A 19,732-nucleotide genomic window follows, 5' to 3' on the forward strand; every position below is an offset into this window, starting at 1 on the left:
CGATCACCCCAAAGAAGGCAAAAAAAGAAAGGTGCGCGAGGGGAGGTTTATAGCCTAAATTTCACAAAGCGACAGGAAAGCCAAAGATATGCTAGTCAAAACCGAGCGTATAAACCGGGCTCTTTAGGTAAGGCAGCGTACTAACGCAAGGAGTAACGAGGGGCATTTTCTTGCCAGCAAGACGGTGGCTCACTTGAAAAAGGCAATTTTAAGGGCAGGAGCATCTGCCGCCGGAAAATTGCAACAATCTCGCATGTAAGACAATTTCCAAGGGTGGTACCCCTATCCGGTATTCATATGGAGGCGAACCAGGCAAGAGGAACACCTGAGACCACAGAGGAAGAAAGGAGATTAGAATCTGTACACTTGATCAGGGGTGACGACGGCATCCAGGGCGAGGTCATGGACATGCACATCATCAATCACCTCTACCGGAGGTTCCAGCGCCAAGCCGATCTTGGGGGTGGCTTTGGGCAAAAGAGCCAGGAAACGGTCATAGAACCCTTTGCCGTAGCCTACGCGGTGGCCCTTCAGATCAAAGGCCAGCAAAGGCACCAGCGCCAGGTCTATTTCTGCCTCGGGCACGGGCAGCGCGTTGACCGGTTCAGGAATGCCCCACAGGCTTTCCTGGAAAGTAGTGTCTGGGGTGATCAGGAAATGGGTCATGGAGGTATCTACCGGATGCGAGACCGGCACGGCCACCTCCACTTGTTGCTGCCACAACCGGTGCACCAAAGGCCAGGTATTGATTTCCTGCTGCTTCTCAATGGGCAGGAAGGTATGCACTGTTTGCCCGGGACGTGGGGCAAACAGTGCAAAGAAAAGATCGGTGATCTGTTGGCTGCAGGCTTCTATCTGGTCAGGCGCCATCTGGCGCCGCCGGCGCAGGTAATCTTTCCGGAGATCAGCTTTCAGGGCCATGCCTATTCTTCCTGCAGTACGGTAAAACAGAAGGCAAACGGCTCAAAAGCCGCCACCAGTTCCTGGATGAAGTGGGGGTTGTTGGTTTGGTACGTAAGCAAGTTGTCTACGCGCTCCTGCAACACTCCTGTAGGGAAGAGCTTCTCTTTCAGGTTGGCCAATTGGTTGTAGGCAGTGTCGTTTTTGCTCTCCACGGCTTTGTTTAGCTTTTTTTCCAGCATCTGCAGGCTATTCTGGGCTTTCTGGGACTCGGCGCCCACGGTTTTCACCAGCGTAGGGTCAATGGACTGGGCCAGGGCCTCCACCTGCCGGAACGCGTCTTCCAGCGTCAGCCGTTGCGCCTCCAGGCTCACTTCCTCCTGGTTCAGGAGTTCAGCCAGGCGTTTCTTCAACTCTGGCAGTTCCAGGAACATCTCAGCCACCGTGAAGCCCAGTTTCTCCAGCCGCTGTCCGTTGGCTTTGGTAATATACATGGCCGAGTTACGGAGCATCACCGCCGGGTACGGTACCTGGAACGCCTCAAACAGACCTTTGAGCTGGAACCAATAGGCCACCTCGGCCCCGCCGCCAATATAAGCCAGGTTGGGCAGCACCAGTTCCTGGTACAACGGCCGCAGCACCACGTTGGGACTGAATTTCTGGGGATCCTCCTCGGCCAGCCGCAGAATCTGCTCTCTGGTGAAAACCAGGTCTGTGTTCAGTACTTTGTAATTGCCATCTTCCTGCACAATGCGTTCGCGCAGGTTGTGGTCCAGGTAAAAGAGGTTGATCTCGCGCACCATCACCTGCGGTTTGTAGTGCTGCTCCAGGGCCGCATTGGTTTGGGTCACGGCTGCAAAACCCACCTGCTCGGTGAGTTCCCGCTGCACCACCGGGGTGAAGTAGTTTTTCAGGGCGGCGGTGTCACCGTCCACGCAGACCACGCCGTAGGCCCCAAACAGACCGTTCACAATGTGCCGCATGGCCTCTGCTAACGTGGCGCTCTCTGTATAGGCCTGCTCAAACAGGGGGTAGCTTTCGGGCATCTCGTCCAGCAGCTCGTTCAGGCCATCGGTAGAGAAGCGGCCCACGGCTCCTTTGGCATCACTCTCCCAGGTGTAGTTCTTCCCGAAGAGGGTGAAATGGTTGACCTCGGCAAAGTCATGGTCTTCGGTGGCCATCCAGTAGACGGGCACAAACCGCTGAGCCGGATACGCTTTCTGCAGTTCCTGGGCCGTTTTGATGGCCGTCACGATCTTATAGATAAAGTAGAGCGGCCCCGTGAACAGGTTCAGCTGGTGGCCCGTGGTGATGGTGAAGGTTTGCCCATCGGCTAGGGCCGAGATGTTGGCCTGCACCGCCTCTGACACCTCCACGCCCTGGTACTGGCGCTGGAGTTCCTGCACCAGCGCCTGCCGCTGCCCCTGCGGGAATTGCCGCTCTTCCATCAGCGCCGAAAAAGAGCTGATTTCTGGAAAATGCGCGTAAAACGGCTGGAGCTTGGCCTCCTTCCGCAGGTAGTCTAGCACAAGCGAGGAGAAGGCACCGGTGGCGCTATAGTCAATACAGGAAACTTTCATATCTGGCGAAGGCCCGTATGGAGCGGGCGCTTCCTGCAAAGGTAAAATCTATTTTTAGAATAATACCCGTAGTACGTTCCTTGACTTTGCCCAGGTGGTGTCTTGCAGGAAACTACAGAAATTGAGATACTTGCCTTTTTAAGAGATAGAAGCCTGTTTTAGGGTTTCTTTTTGGAAAAGAGGCTGAAAAAAGAAGATCCCACCCTTGTTATTTTTCAAGTCCTATGATTGCCGGCCCTTGTATATGCTGGTATATGCTGGCGCGGCCTCCAGGCTCGTGGCTTCTGATAATGGGTAGTTTCCAGACTACCTTGCTGCAAAGCAGCGAAAGGCGCGTTCATGGACCACGTTTCCACGCTACCCCGCCTGCTCAAAAGGACCTCGTAGTGTCCGAAGGACCTACGAGTGTCTGTGCCAAGCGCCCTCCTTTTCGCCAACAGGAGATTGGCTGTCTGGCCTGTGCTTAGAGCGCTATCGCTAACTCTACGCACAACAATAGGTTCGGCCAACCGGGAGACTCGCCTCAAAGAGAGCCTTGGGTTTTGACGCCTGAAAACAAAAAGACCTCACAGGTTTTCAAAACCTGTGAGGTCTACTTAGGTGAGGCCTGAATGTCCCAGATATATCCTCTCTTCGTTTAAGCGCTGTTTTTTGTAAAACAGACTACAAATGAAGGCTGGAAGCTTCTTGCTCTACCGGAGCATAGTTGTTGGTCACTACTTCGCCGTACAGGTCAAAATCTGTGGAGCTGGTGATTTTCACGTTAGCGAAGTCACCCAGGCGCACATAGGTGCTGTCTGCCGGTACCAATACCTCGTTATCTACCTCCGGGGAATCGTACTGGGTTCGGCCCACGAAGTAGCCGCTTTCTTTGCGGTCGAACAAGACTTTGTAGGTATTGCCTACTTTGGCTTCGTTCATCTCCATGGAGATGCCTTGCTGCAGTTCCATGATGATATCAGCCCGCTCCTGTTTCACTTCCTCCGGCACGTCGTCTACCAGGGTGTGGGAATGGGTATTCTCTTCGTGGCTGTAGGTGAAGATGCCCAGGCGGTCAAAGCGGGATTCCTCAACCCAGCGATACATCTCCTCAAAGTCCTGCTGCGTCTCGCCGGGGTGACCGGCAATCAACGTAGTGCGCAGGGCGATGTCTGGTACGCGCTGCCGGATGGTATCTACCAACTCCAGCGTCCGGCGCTTGGAGATACCGCGGCGCATGGTCTTGAGCATGTTGTCTGAGATGTGCTGCAGGGGCATGTCCAGGTACTTGCAGATGTTCTCGCGCTCTACCATCACGTCCAGGGCATCCATCGGGAACTGGCTCGGGTAGGCGTACTGCATTCTGATCCACTCAATGCCGTTCACGTCTGAGAGTCGCTGTAACAGCTCCGCTAGTTTACGCTCACCGTAGTGCTGCAACCCGTAATACGTTAAGTCCTGGGCTATCAGAATCAATTCTTTGGTACCCATGTTGGCCAGCCGCGTGGCTTCTTTCACCAGGCTGTCTATGGGGCGGTCTACATGCTTGCCGCGCATCAAGGGGATGGCGCAGAACGAGCAAGGACGGTTACAGCCCTCGGCGATTTTGAAGTAGGCGTAGTGCTTGGGCGTGGTGAGCAGACGCTCGCCAATGAGTTCGTGCTTGTAGTCGGCCTCCAGGGTCTTGAGCAACTGGGGCAACTCCAGGGTCCCGAAGTAGGCGTCTACCTGCGGGATTTCAGCCTCCAGCGAGTCTTTGTAGCGCTGCGAAAGGCAACCGGTCACGTATAATTTATCAATGGCGCCCGCTTCTTTGGCATCGGCGTAGCGCAGGATGGTGTCAATGGATTCCTGCTTGGCGTTGTCAATGAAGCCGCAGGTATTCACGATGATGATGTTGGCGTCATCTTTCTCTGAATCATGTACCACCTGGCGGTCGTTGGCCTGTAACTGGCCCATGAGTACTTCAGAGTCTACCAGGTTTTTGGAGCAACCCAGCGTGATAACGTTGTATTTGTCTTGTTTAAGCGATCTTACTTTCACGTGCCTGTCTTAGGGAATTCTTACTTATGGGGAGCAACAACCAAAAAGGGGTGATTGGTTTACTTTCTGCTCTATATTATTGAAATCAGCCTTGAAACAGCCTGATTCTTTCTTCTGTTATCTTTTCTCGGGTTCAAGTTTGGACCTATCCTGCTCTGAAGTGTGCAGCCTCAGGATACGTATTTCAGGCTTCTTTCTACTTCTATGTCTTGCAAGTTGAAAACCTGCGGCAATGGTGGCTCCAAGTTAAAAACTTGAAGCAGGGAAGGCTTCTCTAGTTCGTTTGAAAGATCCTTTCAGGATGACAAAGAGAAGCTGTTAGGAACAAGAAGAAGTGAAGAAGGCATGTCTATCCTTCTGTTTTGGGCCTGTTTTATCAGAAAAGGCCCAGATACAGCCTTTCTATTTCTTGGAGAACAGCGAATCCACGAACTCGCGTTTGTCAAACACCTGCAGGTCTTCTACGCGCTCGCCTACGCCAATGTATTTCACGGGGATCTTGAATTCGTCTGAGATCCCGATGATCACGCCTCCTTTGGCGGTGCCGTCCAGTTTGGTCACGGCCAGAGCGGTTACTTCCGTGGCTTTGGTGAACTCCCGGGCCTGGATCACGGCGTTCTGCCCCGTAGAACCATCCAACACCAGCAATACCTCGTGCGGAGCGGCATCAATCACTTTCTGCATCACGCGCTTGATCTTGGTGAGCTCGTTCATGAGGCCCACTTTGGTGTGCAGACGGCCGGCGGTGTCAATGATCACCACGTCGGCGCCCATCTCCACGCCTTTTTTCACGGCGTCATAGGCTACTGAGGCAGGGTCTGTGTTCATGCCGTGGTCAATGACCGGAATGCCAACGCGGTCGCCCCAGATCTTGAGTTGGTCTACCGCGGCGGCCCTGAACGTGTCTCCGGCGCCCAACACTACTTTCTTTCCGGCTTTGTGGAACTGCGAGGCGAGCTTACCAATGGTGGTAGTCTTGCCCACGCCATTCACGCCAACTACCATGATCACGTACGGTTGTCCGCCGGTGTCTGGCAGACTGAAGTCTTCGGCCACGCCCCCGGTGTTTTCTTCCATGAGGTCCATGATCTCTTCGCGCAGAATGCGGTCCAGGTCAGAGGTTCCCACGTATTTGTCGCGGGCCACGCGTTTCTCAATGCGGTCAATGATCTTGACGGTGGTGCCAATCCCCACATCAGCGTGTACCAAGACGGTCTCCAGCTCATCCAGCACCTCTTCATCCACCTTAGACTTGCCTACTACGGCTTTGCTGAGTTGGTCAAAGAAGGAGGTCTTGGTTTTCTCCAGACCTTTGTCTAGAGATTCTTTTTTGTCTTTGCTGAAGAAACCGAAAAGTGCCATAGCGGTCTAGGGTACTATTGGAGGTGAGAATTATGGTAAACAGGAATATACCAAAAAAGTCCCGCGTATGGAGGGACTTTTACAGGTATATCATCAATGCGATATAAGGCAATTATTTTTTAAGGGCGTCTTGCACTTGGTCAATCGGCACCATCTCTTCTCTGAAGGTGTACGCGCCAGTCTTAGGAGACTTAACCGCTTTGATCACTTTCGCCCAGTCTTTACCAGTGGCGGTTTTCAGGGTTGCTACTACTTTCTTAGCCATGGTTATTTAATTTCTTTATGAACGGTAACTTTCTTCATGAACGGATTGAACTTCTTCATCTCCAAACGCTCAGGAGTGTTCTTTCTGTTTTTGGTAGTGATATACCGAGACATGCCAGGTACAGAGGAGTTTTTCTGCTCAGTGCACTCCAAAATCACCTGAACTCTATTGCCTTTAGCTTTCTTTGCCATCGCGAAGTTGATTTTTATTTAGGACTGCAAATATACGAGCTTAGTCCTTTATTTACAAATGGTTTCTATAATTTTCTACCTGCAGCGCTTATCACGCCGCCAGCAGCAGGACAAAGCTACGGCATAAATCCTGTTTTGCCCTCATTTTACCGGAAACGAGCGTAAAATACTTTTCCTGCACCTTGTCTATGTACCCTCCACTACGGGTTTCCTACTTCAGTTCCGGCAGTTTGAAGTTATCCAGCGGACTGGGCTGGGCCATGGTGGCCTCTATGTCTTTCACGGTGCGTGGCGCCCCAATTGAGAGGTTCTCCCAGCCTTTCTCGGTGATCAGAATATCGTCCTCAATACGTACGCCAATGCCCCACCACTTCTTATCGCAGGGGCTGCCTTCCGGAATATAGATCCCGGGCTCTACCGTGATTACCGTGTTGGACTTGAACGGCCCGTAGGTGCCACGGTCATGCACGTCCAAGCCCAGGTAGTGCGACACCCCGTGCATGGTGTAGCGGCGGGCTTCTTCGGGCTTCTGGATAATACCCAGTTTCACCAAGCCATCAGCCATCACTTTCTGGGCGGCGGTATTGGGGGCGTTGAACGGGTTGCCCACTTTGCATTCTTTGAAACCTGCCTCCTGCGCGGCATAGACCAGCTCGTAGATCTGCTTCTGCGCCGCAGAAAACTTGCCGTTGGCAGGAATGGTGCGGGTCACGTCGGCGGTGTAGCCGTGGTATTCGGCGCCCAAGTCCATTAACACCAGGTCGGCGCCCAGGCGGGGCTTCTCGTTGTCAATGTAGTGCAGGATACAGCCATTGTTGCCCGCCCCTACTATAGATGGGTAGCCTTCATACTCCGCGCCGTATTTCTTGTATACGAACTCATGTATACCCTGCACCTCGGTCTCTGACATGGCGGGGTGCATGGCTTTCATGACCTCCACCTGCCCAATAGCCGACATACCGATGGCCTTGCGCAGCAGTTTCAGCTCTTCGGGGGTCTTTATTTCCCGCATCTGGTTGAGGATGTTCTCAAGGGTGGTGAGGTCTAATTTCTCCTTAGGCATGTTGGCTACCACGGCTGCCCGGGCCGGTGCGTCTTTGGCCGCCAGGTAGTTCTTCAGGAAAGTGTTATTGCTCAGGCTTGGGTTGTTGGCGATCTGCGTACGCACTTCCTGCTGCACCCGCTCCCCTGCCTGGGCATCATACTGCCTGATAACCTGATAGAGCTGCTGTTGCGAAAAATCATAGCCAGGCGCCACTCCTATCTTCTGCCGGAACTGCGCCACCAGGTCATACAGATCGGCTCTGTCCCGGGCATCGTTGCGCAGGTCGGTGGGCAGGTTCAGGAACAGGATCTGCTGGAAAGCGGCAGTGTCTAGCCGGAAGTTGGCAAAAGCGGTGGCGGGCAGCGCATGCGTCAGGCCCAAATGCTGCTTCACCCCTTCCTCGCCCAGGCGCTTGCCGGTCCAGGACTCAGCCTGCGGGTTACGGGGCTGCGCGAAAAGCACTTCCTCTGTGGCCACGCCGTTGATAACGTGCTGGTCTGAAAACAACAGCAGAACGGCATTGGACTCACGATAACCAGTGAGGTAATAGAAATCTGGGTGCTGGTGGAAATGGAAATCCACGTCGTTGGCGCGGTTCCGGATGGGGTTGGAAAAGAAAACGGCAACGGAGTGGGCCGGCAGCTTTTGCCGCAGGGCCTCTCTCCGTTGCCGGTGAAATTCTTTATCCAGGAAATCTGCAGGTTTGTCCGGGCCAGTTGATTGCGCGGTCACCCCTAGCGGCAGCGACACAAGCAATGTTAAACAAAGGTGTCGCAGAGCCTTCATGGCAGAGATTTAGTAAACGATGTATCCGTCTTCTTTGGCTTTCTTCAAAACCGCAGAGATACCGTTTTTGGTGATATTGCGCAGGGCAGACGTAGAAACTTTCAACGTAACCCAAGCATCTTCCTCAGGGATGAAGAAACGCTTCTTCTGCAAGTTAGGGTAAAACTTACGCTTGGTTTTATTGTTGGCGTGCGAAACGCGGTTACCCACCTGCACTCTTTTACCGGTTAAATCACAAACTCGTGCCATTGTATCGTTAGTATCGTTTTATTACAAAAGGGATGCAAATATCCGTAAAAAGTTGGGCAATGTCAACCCTTGACCGCAACTTTTTTCTTTAATGCCTTCTTAAAAAGAGAATTACCCTGGCTCACCGTCTCTTTTGCTTCCATCTGCGGAGCCTATTTGGCCCTTTTTCAGGAAACCGTAGGGGCAGTGCTTACAGCCGCTTTGGCAGCAGTAACCGCGCCGGCGGTGGTATTGCTCCGTGAAAACCATGAGCCCCTGCTCGTTGAAATAGAAGTCGCCGGGCTCCAGCGGCAGCGGTTTTGGCTTCATGGTGCAAAGATACGCAGCCTGGGCGGTAAAATTAGTTTTTGATGGTTGGTTGTTAGTTATTGGACCCTTTGATATATCGCTAACCCCAGGTTCACCCTTTGCAATGAGTGAGGAGGAAATTTCTACTGGTGGATTAAATCTGCAGAAGAAAGCAATGCGTGGGAGACAAGGCAGTGCCTTGTCTCTACAGAAATAACTATTGGGAACGTGGCAATTCTTTTTCTCCAGGAGATGGTAGAGACAACGGCACCGCCTTGTCTCTCACGTGTCAGGTTGCAACTCTGCACCGGCACATCATTTAATCCACCGCATACTCTACCCGCACGGTGATGGTGGCGGTTTTGTCTTTGTCTGAGGTATTGAAAACGCCGCCGTAGCTGTAGTTCTCGTTGCTGTTCTGGCCCACAATCTGGAACACGCCCATGGTGGCTTTGCGCAGGCTCCCCAGATCACCGCCGCTGTTTTCGGCAATGGCTTTGGCGCGCAGGCGGCCGTCTTCCGAGGCTTTGGCCAATAAACTGTGCTTGAGGTCTTTCAATTTGGTGTAGTAATACTGGGGCGGCGTGGAATTAAACTCCACTCCTTTCTCAATCAGCTCGGTCACTTCCCTGGATAGCCGCTCCACCCGGCCAATGTCAGTAGACTCTACTTTTACCTGTTGGGTGAGGTTGTAGCCGGTGAAGTCCTGGCCTATCTGCCGGCCCTGCAGGTCAAACCTGGGCTGGAAATCTTTCATGATCTCCACCGAAGAGATCACCACGCTGCTGTCTTGGATGCCTTTGGAACGGAGATATTGCCTGATCAGCCCTTCGTCCTGCTTCAGGGCGGCGTAGGCGTTTTTCAGGTCCATAGACCGGCGGGCGTAGTAACCGGTCCAGACCACCAGGTTGCTGGTGAAATCCACTTCGGCCGAGCCGGTCACGCTGATAGACTCCGTGGCTTTGAACTTGTACTTGTAGGCGCTGGCGGCAATCAGCACACTTACTACCAGGGCCACGGCAACGATGAGGTACGCGAAAATCTGTTTCATAGGGTTTAACATATATAGCAGGCAATTAACCAAATTCGTGCCGACTTTGGGAATAAAGACTTTTCCTTACTTTTATCTCTGCAAGCCGATCCTCCGTATTTACCTATAGCCCTACCCCGGCTGTGTTCTTTGTTCCAATTTACAAAAACTGTTGACTATGAATACTTCCACCAGTACCTCCAGCCAAGAGGCCATTGCCTTAGAAGACAAATACGGCGCCCACAACTACCACCCGCTGCCGGTAGTGCTGAACCGGGGCGAAGGGGTGTTCCTCTGGGATGTGGAAGGCAAGCGCTACTACGACTTCCTTTCAGCGTACAGCGCGGTGAACCAAGGGCACTGCCACCCGCGCATCATTGGCGCGCTCACCGAGCAGGCCCAGCAACTCACCCTTACTTCCCGCGCTTTCTACAACGACAAACTGGGCCCGGCCGAGAAGTTCATGGCCGAACTGTTCGGGTATGACAAAGCCCTGCTGATGAACTCGGGGGCCGAAGCCGTGGAAACCGCCCTTAAACTGGCCCGCAAGTGGGGCTACAAAGAAAAAGGCATTCCGCCCCATGAGGCGGAGATCTTGGTAGTGGAGCACAACTTCCACGGCCGCACCACCGGCATCATCTCCTTCTCCACTGATCCCAGCAGCACCACTGGTTTTGGTCCGTACATGCCTGGTTACAAAGTGTTGCCGTATGACAACCTGGAGGCGCTGGAGCGGGCCCTGCAAGAGAATGCCCACATCTGTGCGTTCCTGGTGGAGCCTATCCAGGGCGAAGCCGGTGTGGTGGTTCCCTCAGATGGTTACCTTTCCGGGGCTAAGGCGCTGTGCGAGAAATACAACGTACTCCTGATCATTGACGAGATCCAGACCGGCATTGGCCGAACCGGCAAACTGCTGGCCTCGCATTATGACGGCGTAAAACCCGATATCCTGATATTGGGCAAAGCCCTTTCGGGTGGGGTTCTGCCGGTATCGGCGGCCTTAGCGGATGACCACATCATGCTCTGCATCCAGCCGGGTGAACATGGTTCCACGTTTGGCGGCAACCCGCTGGCCTGTGCCGTGGCCGTCGCTGCCCTGGAGGTGGTCCAGGACGAGAAACTGACCGAGAACGCCATGCGCCTGGGCGAGATCTTCCGGGCCCGGATGAACGAACTCAAGGCTCGTCACCCGGAACTGGTCAGCCTGGTACGCGGTCGTGGTCTTTTAAATGCGGTGATCATTCAGCCTACGCCAGACGGCCGCACCGCCTGGGATGTCTGCGTGAAACTGATGGAGAACGGCCTACTGGCCAAGCCCACCCACGGGGATATTATCCGGTTCGCGCCGCCACTGGTTATCACGGAGCAGCAGTTGCATGAGTGCTGTGACATTATTGAAAAGACGCTGGAGGAGTTTTAAAGCCATATAAGCCAGTCCTGAGTAGGGCTGGCTTTTCTTTTAGCTGAATCCTATCTTTATGGACAACTAAACCATTGCCCTCTTGAGCTCTTCTCACTCCTCAGCATTTCTTTACAAGGCAAAGCGTATCTTTTTGCCATTTATGCTGCTGTCTATTGGCCTGTTGATGGGATACACCTTCTTGCATTGGCTGCTACTTATTAGGCTTGAGCTTTTCCAGGTAAAAAATGTTATTACAGAATTTGCACTTCCGTTTAGCCTTGCGGCATTGTTGGTGCTCCTCTGGCTTCGGCCTCGCATCCAGCTCCTGCACCTGAAAAGAAGATCAGGAGACTTGCCTACTTTTTACACCATTGTTGCTATTGTTGCCATGGGCACCCCTACTGTCATTGCCCAAGGATATCTTGAAACCGCTACCGGCAAACTCACCAACCTAGACTCCATTACACAGATTGGCAATCTACCTAAAACCAAATATTACTCTATTAAGAACTTCTACATAGACAAAAAGAGTGCTGGTATATTTCAAGAGACGACCACTGCTGGTAAAAACAACCGCAATCTTGTCTTCACCTATTATATCACCTGCCCTATTCGGGTTGATAGGCAAATCGGCACCAATAGTGCCTCTGATATAGACAATGCCTCTGGACCACTATACATATTGGACGGCGAGATTATACCAGCGCCCAAACCTCAAAAGGCTTCTACGCCACACCCCGCTCTAACAGACCTGGACAAAAAGGAGATCTCTAGTATCCAGATATTGAAAGACACCGCCGCCCAACGCCTGTATGGGACTCGCGGCCGGGAGGGCGTTGTGTTGATCTCTACCATTCCGCGGGGGTTTCTGGCAATACAATACTCAAAAACCATTAGCAACAGTTTGTCTGAAGAAGAGAAGAAGCAGGCGTTTGAACAGTTTTCCCAAGAGACACAGGCTGAGTTTGAGCAGCAAGATCTGGCCCAATTCACGTTTCTAGAACGTATGGAAGCCACACATGCTGATTTAGAGGCGTTCCAAATCAGCATCCAGAAAAGCCCTAAATTTCAACATACTGGCTTAGGGCCTATTTTAATTGCTCACCATACCCCCTTTGAGGCACGCAATGGTCAAAAACTTCCCTGGGTCTTCTATTCCATTGTCATTGGGGCTGCAACATGGCTTCTTATGATTTCTGTGGTCCCCCTTTCTGCTGTCAAAAAACTGAAGTCTACCCGTAAGAAACCCCTGTCAAAGAAATCTCTGCAGAGGTCTTTTGCCGGTTTCCTCCCCACGGAAGGCTTCACGATCACCCCGATTCTACTATATTTGAATGTGCTCGTGTTCATCTTCATGGTGATAGCCGGGCTAGGTTTTATTTCTTTCAGAGCAGTTGATTTACTGTCTTGGGGCGCCAATTATGGCCCTGCCATTCAGGATGGTGAACTCTGGCGACTGCTCAGCAACGTGTTCCTGCACGGCGGCCTCCTACACCTTTTCATGAACATGTACGCCTTGCTCTTCATTGGCCTTTTCTTAGAGCCGCTGCTGGGCAGAAACAGATACGTGCTTCTTTACCTTGCCTGCGGAATAGCGGCCAGCCTAACCAGCATCTGGTGGTATAAGGCCACAGTGAGCGTGGGAGCCTCTGGCGCCATCTTTGGTTTATTTGGCTTCTATTTGGCGCTGCTCACCACCAACATTTTCCCTAAAGAAGTTAAGTCATCTTTCCTGATTTCCATTGGCACCTTCATTGGCTTTAACCTTTTATATGGTTTAACTGGCGGAGTAGACAATGCAGCACACATTGGCGGACTTTTTACAGGTTTTGCATTGGGCTATATCTACTATTTCCTGAATAGAGAAATGCTTCTAAGTAAAGCGGAAGAAACACCTGTAGAGGAGCAGGAGCAAGTATCTGCTTAGGGCATACCATTGAAAAAGAGCTCCTCTTTTGGCCTATTTTCTAGGAAAGCAGGCCAAAAGAGGAGCTTTAACTTTCCCCAGAGTATATCCCATCAAACAGCCAATTTCAACAACCAGAAGAAAGTATGGTATGCCAAGACAAGGGGCAGTACCTTTGCGCCCGGGCAGGAAAAGGCGCTGAATATTTTATAGCGTCCTAACACTTTTCCCAGAGCCCGTTTGTTGTATCAGCAGCAGGCTTTCCAGACCCTGGATTCGCCTGCTTAACCCACTAAGCTGTTATGAACCATTTAACCCGCCGGCCGCGCCGGAACCGCAAGTCACAGGTGATCCGTGACATGGTACAGGAAAACCACCTGGCCTTGCACGACCTCATCTATCCCATATTTGTCACCGAAGGCCAGAACCTCTCCCAGCCTATTGCCTCCATGCCTGGCATTTCCCGTTTCAGCCTGGATCGGCTGGTAGACGAGGTGGGCGCCTGCGTGGAATTGGGCATCAACGCCTTTGCCCCTTTCCCCAATATCCCGGAGGAGAAAAAAGACCGTTTCGGGCAGGAAAGCAAAAACCCCGAAGGGTTGTACCTACGGACTCTCTCTGAGCTCAAGCGGCAGTTCCCGCACATTGTGCTGGCCTCTGACGTAGCCTTAGACCCCTACAGCACCGACGGCCACGACGGCATTGTGGACAACGGCGAGATCATCAATGATGCCTCTCTGGAAGTACTGGGGCAGATGGCCCTGGCGCAGGCGCAGGCCGGTGCCGATATCATCGCTCCTTCTGACATGATGGACGGCCGGGTGGCCCACATCCGCCAGGTCCTGGACAAGCATGCCTTCTCCAACGTGGCCATCATGAGCTACACCGCCAAATACGCCAGCGGCTTCTACGGCCCGTTCCGGGATGCACTGGAATCGGCGCCTAAGCACGGCGACAAGAAGACCTACCAGATGAACCCCGCTAACAGCCGCGAGGCCTTGCTGGAGGCCGAGCTGGACACGCAGGAAGGCGCGGACTACCTCATGGTGAAGCCGGCCCTTTCGTATCTGGATGTGATTAAACTGCTTCGCGACAACTCGCACCTGCCTATTGTGGCCTATAACGTGAGCGGCGAGTACGCCATGGTGAAAGCCGCCGCCCAAAACGGTTGGATAGACGGCGAGAAAATCATGCTGGAAACCCTGCTCAGCATGAAACGCGCTGGCGCTGACATCATCCTGACCTACTTTGCCAAAGAGTTTGCGCAGTACCTGAAGCGCTAATCCATTTCCAACCCCTTTTTTCAAAAACAGGCGGTAAAAGAAAAGCCCGCCCGAAAACCTGACAACAGGCTCTTCGGGCGGGCTTTGTTTTGGGTTCAGAAACCCAAGATCTGCTTTCAACGGCAGGAACGCGTGCCTACTTCAACACAATGCTCCTGATGTACTCGGTGAGTTTATCTACTGAGTCACTATGGCTGCCTAGCACCACATTTCTAATGATGCCTTTCCTGTCAACCACGAAAGTAGTAGGCCAGTAATTTACCTGAAACACATCCCGCGCCTGCTGTCCTGCGTTGGGCAGCACCACCAACCGAGAGGTACTATCAGCGGGCATTCTGGGGTTCTTCTCCACCATGGGCATCAGAAACAGGACCTCGGGCACTTCTGGGTTAGGCTGGAACCGTCTAGCCACTTCTTCCAGCAGGGTTCTATCTGCCAGGCAAGGCGAGCAGCGCGAAAACCCGAAACTCAACACCACCACTTTCCCCTTTAGCTCCGGCAACCGGAAGATTTCTCCTTGGGCATTCTGAAACGAAACGTCTGGAACCGGTTGCCGGAGCCACGTGCGTTTATAAGTATCCCAAACCGCCAGGCGGGCATCTACCTCTTCCTTTGGCACAGGGGTTCCCAAAGTTCTTTTCCCCACCAGGCCGCCATCTTCGGTTCTTTGCAAGGTCCCTATCTTCACCAGGCTGTCTACCTGGGCCCGGGTATATCTTTTAGGTGAAGAGACTGGAGCCTGGGCTGGCGTTTTCAGGATCACCTGATCTGCGGCGGCGCCAGGGGCAATTTGCGCCGTTACAAATTGATAGCTTCTTTTCACTACCCTGGTTTGCTGAGCCGAGGCAGAGACACCCGTTATCAGGACCAACCCTACCAGCAGGCTGCCAATCTTATGAATATGGTTTTGCATCTCTTTTTTGGGAAAGGCGCTAAAACAGCAGAGACCCAGGGTAAGAACCCATGGGTCTCTGCTGTTTTTCAAAAATTACCGCAGGAACGTCAGGCGTTTGGTATAGCGTTTCCCGTCAATGGTGAGTTGGTAGAGGTAGGTTCCTGAAGCCGCGGCACCACGCCCATCCCAGGAAACTAGGTGCTGCCCCGAAGGCTTGCGGCCGTTCACCAGGGTAGCAATGGTTTTCCCGCTCAGGTCATACAGTACCAGCTTCACGTCGGCCGCTTTCTCCAGCGTGAACGGAATATTGGTGAAGGCCCCTGCCCTGAAGGGGTTAGGGAAGTTCTGCTTCAGCCCGAACTGGGAAGCCGCAGCTATCTCCTCTTTAGAAGCCAGAGGGCCGGAATACCGGCGGCTGAACACCCCGTTGCCATGCGTACCTACCAGCACCAGGTCATCGGTGGTGCGGCTGATGACCATGTCAACAGGAACCTGGCCAATGGAACTGGCGCCTTCCCTGATCCAACTGGTGGAACTTCCGTTCAAGGCTGATGTGGAATACAAGCCGGTGCTGGTACCTACCAGGTATTTGGCGCTTCCGTCTGGGTTAGGCAGAATGGTCATCCAGCGGGTAGAGGGGCCATTGCCCGTCACATTCCCGTTCTCTTCCAGGTTTCCGGAGATAGGCACCCACGTGGTGCCGCCGTTGGTGGTATAGAACAGACTCTCTACTTTGTAATTGGTGAAGACCACAATGGCTTTGTTGGCGTCTCTGGGGTCAATGGCAATACACTGGATGTTCCCGGCCGGGAAGTTAGCCCCCGTTACCTCTACCCTGGTGGGTGTGGCCGCCGCCCCGTTTTCAAACTTGTACAACTTGCCTGTTCTGGTGCCAAAGTAGACCACGTTGGCCGGCATCTTGCTCACGGACACGGAAGAGATGGCTTCATTGGTTTCCAGGTTGGCCACTACTTCCCAGCCCAGGTTAGACTGGTCAGAAGAGTTGTTCACTGGTATCTGGGCAATGTTCTTGTTCCGCCACAAGGTGTCACCCGCGGGCAGGAACATGGTGTACTCGTTGTTGGGGTCTATGGTATACGGGTTCACGAACAGGTACCCAGTGGTTTTGGGCGGGTCAATGCGGGCGTACCCTGTCCGCCGGCCGGCATCATTGTAAGCATACCGGTAAACCGTTCCGTTTTGCGTAGATACCAGCAAGGAATGGGTGGTTCTGGCCGCGAAAGCCCCATCGCCGCCCAATTGCTCCACCCAGGAGGTCTCCTGGTTAATATTATTCACTGCCCAGGAACCATTGTCTTGCATACCGCCCACCACAAAGTCATCAGTGGTGTTCAGGTCCATGGCCACGGTATAGAATTGGGTGGTTTGGTAGCCCCGGTTCAGCGATTCCCACACCACGGCAGGAGCCTGGTTGTTCTCTGTTCGGGAGAGGCCCCCATCATGCGCTGAGATCATGCGGGAGGGGTTATTCCTATAGAACACTACCTCGTGCTGGTCTGGGTGATGGGCCGGATACATGGCATAGCTCTCATTATTGGCAACGTACCCACCAATTTTAGTAGTGGCGGCGGTAGAGGAAAAGCCATTGGTAGACCGGTAGAGGTTAGTACCACCCAGCACCACATAGTTCACGTTGTCAGGCCTTACCTTCACCACCATGTTATAGCCGTTCTGCAGGTCCAGGTCGCCAGACTTGCCTCCCAGCATGGGCAGGTTGTCGGTCAGGTTGGTCCAGATGCCGCCCGCCCCGCTCCCATCTCCAGATACATACTCATACTTCCAGAGGTTGGCTTCTGACGCCGCATTGGTAGCAGTGTTCACCAGGAAATAGACAATGTTCTCATTAGACGGAGCAATGTCCAGCACTATGCGCTCATAGGTAGCCGGAAAGGCAGCGGGGGTAATGTCAGCCCAGGTGGTGCCGTTGATAGACCGGAAAATACCTTTTCTGGAAGAGCTTCCGCCCGCGTTGGCGTACTGGCTCAAGGTAGCGTACATGGTGCCGGTGGAGCTGATGGCGATGTCAGTGAAGAAAGGGCTGACGTTGAAATCGGAAACCCGTTCAGCCCCGGTGCCCGACCCAAACCCCAGCACGTAGTTCCAGGTGGTGCCCCCGTCCACAGACCGCCTGATGGAGCCGGCCGTGGCCACCAAAACCTCATCTTGGGTAGGGTTACCTGGGTTGGTAGCCACCCGGTACGTATACTGGAACACATTGGTAAAGGCGGTGAAATTAGGCGTCTGGGTGGAAGGCAGCGGGTTCCAGGTAACGCCGTTGTCAATGGATTTGAAGAGGCCGTTCCCGTAGTAAGACGCACCAGGCTTGTTGGCTGAGTTCCCCAGAAGCTCTCCCGTGCCGTAGTACCAGACATTGCCTTTGCCGGGCCGTTTGTCCTGGGATAGGGTGGTCACGCTCTGGAGCATCTCCGGGTCAGTCACCTTGGTCCAGGCAGCCCCGCCGTTGGCGCTGCGCCACATGCCGCCAGAAACGCCTCCGGCCAGAATGATGTTCTCATTGTTGGTATCCAGAGCCAAGGCGCGGGTACGCCCGCCAATGTTATAGGGCCCCCGGCTGCTCCAGGTATAGGTGGCCAGCTGGCTATAGGGGTTCTTCTGCGAAAAAACCTGCTCTGTCGTTAAGATGCGGCTGGTGTAGGCCAACTCCAGCTCTCTGATGCCTTCCGGGATCTTGCCCGTGGCCGGGTCTTTGAGGCGGTCTACCTCATATTGCCACCGGGCCTGCGGGTTCTCTTTGGTACCAATGGCTCCTTTCTTGTGCAAGCGGTGCAGCCGGGCCTGGTGCCCATTTTCCCGCAGGTCTTGCTCCACAGAGAAACTGGCCGCTTGGCGGGCTTTCATCATAGGCTGGGTGGCCGCCAGATAAAAAAGCGCCCCAAAGAAAAGGAGCAAAGCGCATGACATTAAAAACTGCCGTTGCTGGGATATACGTTTCATGAGGTAAAGTCTGTCTTGGGTAATAGGAGTTGTCTGTGTCTGTACTATCTGGCTACAACAGCCGCTTCAAAAAATTCAATCCACCACGGTATAGGAACGGACAACCAAAGGATCACCCTCGTTCAAAGAACCCCGTAATTCGGCCTTTATTTTTTTCCCGGCCGTTACGCCGGGCCTGCCCTCGACCGCTTTCACGGACATAGGGAAATGTACCCGCAGCTTCTGGCCGGGAGCCAGGGTTTGCTCAAAAGCAGATCCGTAGCCCATGAGCTGCACCACCTGCACCTCTGCCTTACAGGGCGCCTGGCTGCAGGGCCCGTTGCCGGCGGGGGCCAGATCAGGCAAGACCTTCACCACCAGCAGCACTACCCGGGCATGGTTGGGCGCCACGGGTTTCTCACCGGAGACCGGCGGCATTTCCTGCCCTGGGTCTGGGGTAGCGTTCACCATATCCATCTCGTTTTCAGCTACTGGTGTCACGTTGCTCATGCGCTTGCAGGCAATCCCTCCCCACACCAGCAACACAAGTACCAGAAGCAATATTTTTGGGAGAGCACCATATCTACGCATAAAACAAATATACTCACAAAGTCCAGATTTTTAACGTGTTACTGCCATTAAATTAGAGGCCACCGAGCTTCCCGCACATATTTTCTTAAATAACTTAAAACCAGCAACCTTGGTTTTTGTTTTTGGTATAGAAGAACCATTACGTTTTATCTATATTCACGTGAACTCCATGAAAACAAACCAGCAGCCACCCTACTATAAGTGGCTGGCCCTGTCCTTTCTCTTCCTGCTTGCAGGCTGTGACCTTTTTGAATACCACCCCTACGCCGGCAACCTGGAGTTCAAGAACCTGACGCAAGAGAACGTAGCCCGAATCAAGGCCCTGGAAACCCAATACACCCCGCAGAAGCCGCTTAGGTTCGCCTTCACCTCAGACACCCAAGGTTTCTTTGCTGAGACCGAGGACATGGTCAAGGACATGAACACCCGCGACATCGCTTTTGTTCTCCATGGCGGCGACCTCACCAACTACGCCTTCAAAGACGAATTTGAGCGCATGCACCGGGCCCTGGCCAAGCTGAGGGTGCCTTATGTGACCGTGATTGGGAACCATGACTGCCTGGGCGACGGTGACAAGCTCTACAAGGAGATGTATGGTCCCCTGAACTACTCCTTCACCTTTGGGCCAAACAAATTCATTTTCCTGAACACCAATTTCCTGGAGTTTGATGAGGCCGTGCCCGACGTAAGCTGGCTGGAAAAGGAACTACAGACGCCGGAAACCATCAGGAACAAGTTTGTGGTGGCCCATATCATCCCCAACAACTCAGAAGCCAACAAAGCCAAGGAGCAAGCCTATGCCCAACTCATGCGGCAGTACAACGTGCGCCTTTCGCTGCACGGACATACGCACTCGCACCAGGTGAAGCAGCCCTACAACGACGGCATCACCTATGTAACGGCGGCGGCGGCCCTCAAGCGCAGCTATGTGCTGGTGACCGTGACCGGAGAGCAGGTAACCTTTGAAAAAATCGATTTTTAG

Annotated in this window: 17 protein-coding genes; 4 read left to right on the plus strand and 13 right to left on the minus strand. The window is 53.3% G+C overall.

All coding sequences use genetic code 11. From position 1 onward, the window contains the following. Positions 1 to 351: 351 nt before the first annotated feature. From FOE74_RS11880 to FOE74_RS11925, 10 genes are all read right to left on the minus strand, one after another. Positions 352 to 921 carry a 5-formyltetrahydrofolate cyclo-ligase gene (locus FOE74_RS11880; RefSeq protein WP_149098843.1) on the minus strand — a complete coding sequence of 190 codons (570 nt, stop codon included), beginning with the start codon at positions 919 to 921 and terminating at the stop codon, positions 352 to 354. 2 nt (positions 922 to 923) lie between these two features. Next, positions 924 to 2,480: a bacillithiol biosynthesis cysteine-adding enzyme BshC gene (gene bshC, locus FOE74_RS11885; RefSeq protein WP_149098844.1), complete on the minus strand. Its 1,557-nt coding sequence runs from the start codon at positions 2,478 to 2,480 to the stop codon at positions 924 to 926. Positions 2,481 to 3,143: 663 nt separating this feature from the next. Beyond that, the gene (gene rimO, locus FOE74_RS11890) at positions 3,144 to 4,502 is read right to left on the minus strand and encodes a 30S ribosomal protein S12 methylthiotransferase RimO (protein WP_149098845.1); all 1,359 of its coding nucleotides are present in this window, start codon (positions 4,500 to 4,502) and stop codon (positions 3,144 to 3,146) included. A 402-nt stretch (positions 4,503 to 4,904) separates the two neighbouring features. Beyond that, complete coding sequence (ftsY, locus tag FOE74_RS11895) at positions 4,905 to 5,864, minus strand: signal recognition particle-docking protein FtsY (RefSeq protein WP_149098846.1); 960 nt, start codon at positions 5,862 to 5,864, stop codon at positions 4,905 to 4,907. 112 nt (positions 5,865 to 5,976) lie between these two features. Further along, positions 5,977 to 6,129, minus strand: coding sequence for a DUF4295 domain-containing protein (locus FOE74_RS11900; protein ID WP_071887815.1), 153 nt, complete (start codon positions 6,127 to 6,129; stop codon positions 5,977 to 5,979). Between the two features lie 2 nt (positions 6,130 to 6,131). Further along, a complete protein-coding gene (gene rpmG / locus FOE74_RS11905; protein WP_149098847.1) occupies positions 6,132 to 6,320 on the minus strand; it encodes a 50S ribosomal protein L33 in 189 nt (62 codons plus the stop codon). A gap of 211 nt (positions 6,321 to 6,531) precedes the next feature. Then, positions 6,532 to 8,115, minus strand: coding sequence for an aminopeptidase P N-terminal domain-containing protein (locus tag FOE74_RS11910; protein ID WP_225840789.1), 1,584 nt, complete (start codon positions 8,113 to 8,115; stop codon positions 6,532 to 6,534). Between the two features lie 45 nt (positions 8,116 to 8,160). Then, positions 8,161 to 8,400: a 50S ribosomal protein L28 gene (rpmB, locus tag FOE74_RS11915; protein ID WP_149098849.1), complete on the minus strand. Its 240-nt coding sequence runs from the start codon at positions 8,398 to 8,400 to the stop codon at positions 8,161 to 8,163. 111 nt (positions 8,401 to 8,511) lie between these two features. Next, positions 8,512 to 8,709, minus strand: coding sequence for a DUF5522 domain-containing protein (locus FOE74_RS11920; protein WP_149098850.1), 198 nt, complete (start codon positions 8,707 to 8,709; stop codon positions 8,512 to 8,514). Between the two features lie 298 nt (positions 8,710 to 9,007). Further along, entirely contained in the window at positions 9,008 to 9,739 is a 732-nt protein-coding gene (locus FOE74_RS11925) for an SIMPL domain-containing protein (RefSeq protein ID WP_149098851.1), read from the minus strand. Between the two features lie 157 nt (positions 9,740 to 9,896). Between FOE74_RS11925 and rocD the strand changes: the two genes are divergently transcribed. The 3 genes from rocD (at position 9,897) to hemB (ending at position 14,309) form a co-directional block, all read left to right on the plus strand. Then, positions 9,897 to 11,138 carry an ornithine--oxo-acid transaminase gene (gene rocD, locus FOE74_RS11930; protein ID WP_149098852.1) on the plus strand — a complete coding sequence of 414 codons (1,242 nt, stop codon included), beginning with the start codon at positions 9,897 to 9,899 and terminating at the stop codon, positions 11,136 to 11,138. An 82-nt stretch (positions 11,139 to 11,220) separates the two neighbouring features. Further along, positions 11,221 to 13,047 carry a rhomboid family intramembrane serine protease gene (locus tag FOE74_RS11935; protein ID WP_149098853.1) on the plus strand — a complete coding sequence of 609 codons (1,827 nt, stop codon included), beginning with the start codon at positions 11,221 to 11,223 and terminating at the stop codon, positions 13,045 to 13,047. A 281-nt stretch (positions 13,048 to 13,328) separates the two neighbouring features. After that, on the plus strand, positions 13,329 to 14,309 hold the full coding sequence (gene hemB, locus FOE74_RS11940) for a porphobilinogen synthase (protein WP_149098854.1): 981 nt from the start codon (positions 13,329 to 13,331) through the stop codon (positions 14,307 to 14,309). A 136-nt stretch (positions 14,310 to 14,445) separates the two neighbouring features. Here hemB and FOE74_RS11945 read toward each other — a convergent pair whose 3' ends face one another. From FOE74_RS11945 to FOE74_RS11955, 3 genes are all read right to left on the minus strand, one after another. Continuing rightward, positions 14,446 to 15,222 (minus strand): TlpA family protein disulfide reductase, encoded by a 777-nt coding sequence (locus FOE74_RS11945; RefSeq protein WP_149098855.1) that lies wholly within the window; start codon positions 15,220 to 15,222, stop codon positions 14,446 to 14,448. A gap of 75 nt (positions 15,223 to 15,297) precedes the next feature. After that, positions 15,298 to 18,180: a T9SS type A sorting domain-containing protein gene (locus FOE74_RS11950; protein ID WP_149098856.1), complete on the minus strand. Its 2,883-nt coding sequence runs from the start codon at positions 18,178 to 18,180 to the stop codon at positions 15,298 to 15,300. Between the two features lie 75 nt (positions 18,181 to 18,255). Further along, positions 18,256 to 18,720 carry a hypothetical protein gene (locus FOE74_RS11955; protein ID WP_149098857.1) on the minus strand — a complete coding sequence of 155 codons (465 nt, stop codon included), beginning with the start codon at positions 18,718 to 18,720 and terminating at the stop codon, positions 18,256 to 18,258. Positions 18,721 to 18,919: 199 nt separating this feature from the next. Here FOE74_RS11955 and FOE74_RS11960 point away from each other — a divergent pair, with 199 nt between their 5' ends. Continuing rightward, a complete protein-coding gene (locus FOE74_RS11960) occupies positions 18,920 to 19,732 on the plus strand; it encodes a metallophosphoesterase family protein (RefSeq protein WP_149098858.1) in 813 nt (270 codons plus the stop codon).

Source organism: Rufibacter glacialis, from assembly GCF_008271745.1.
In the GTDB taxonomy this organism is placed as follows: Bacteria; Bacteroidota; Bacteroidia; order Cytophagales; family Hymenobacteraceae; genus Nibribacter; species Nibribacter glacialis.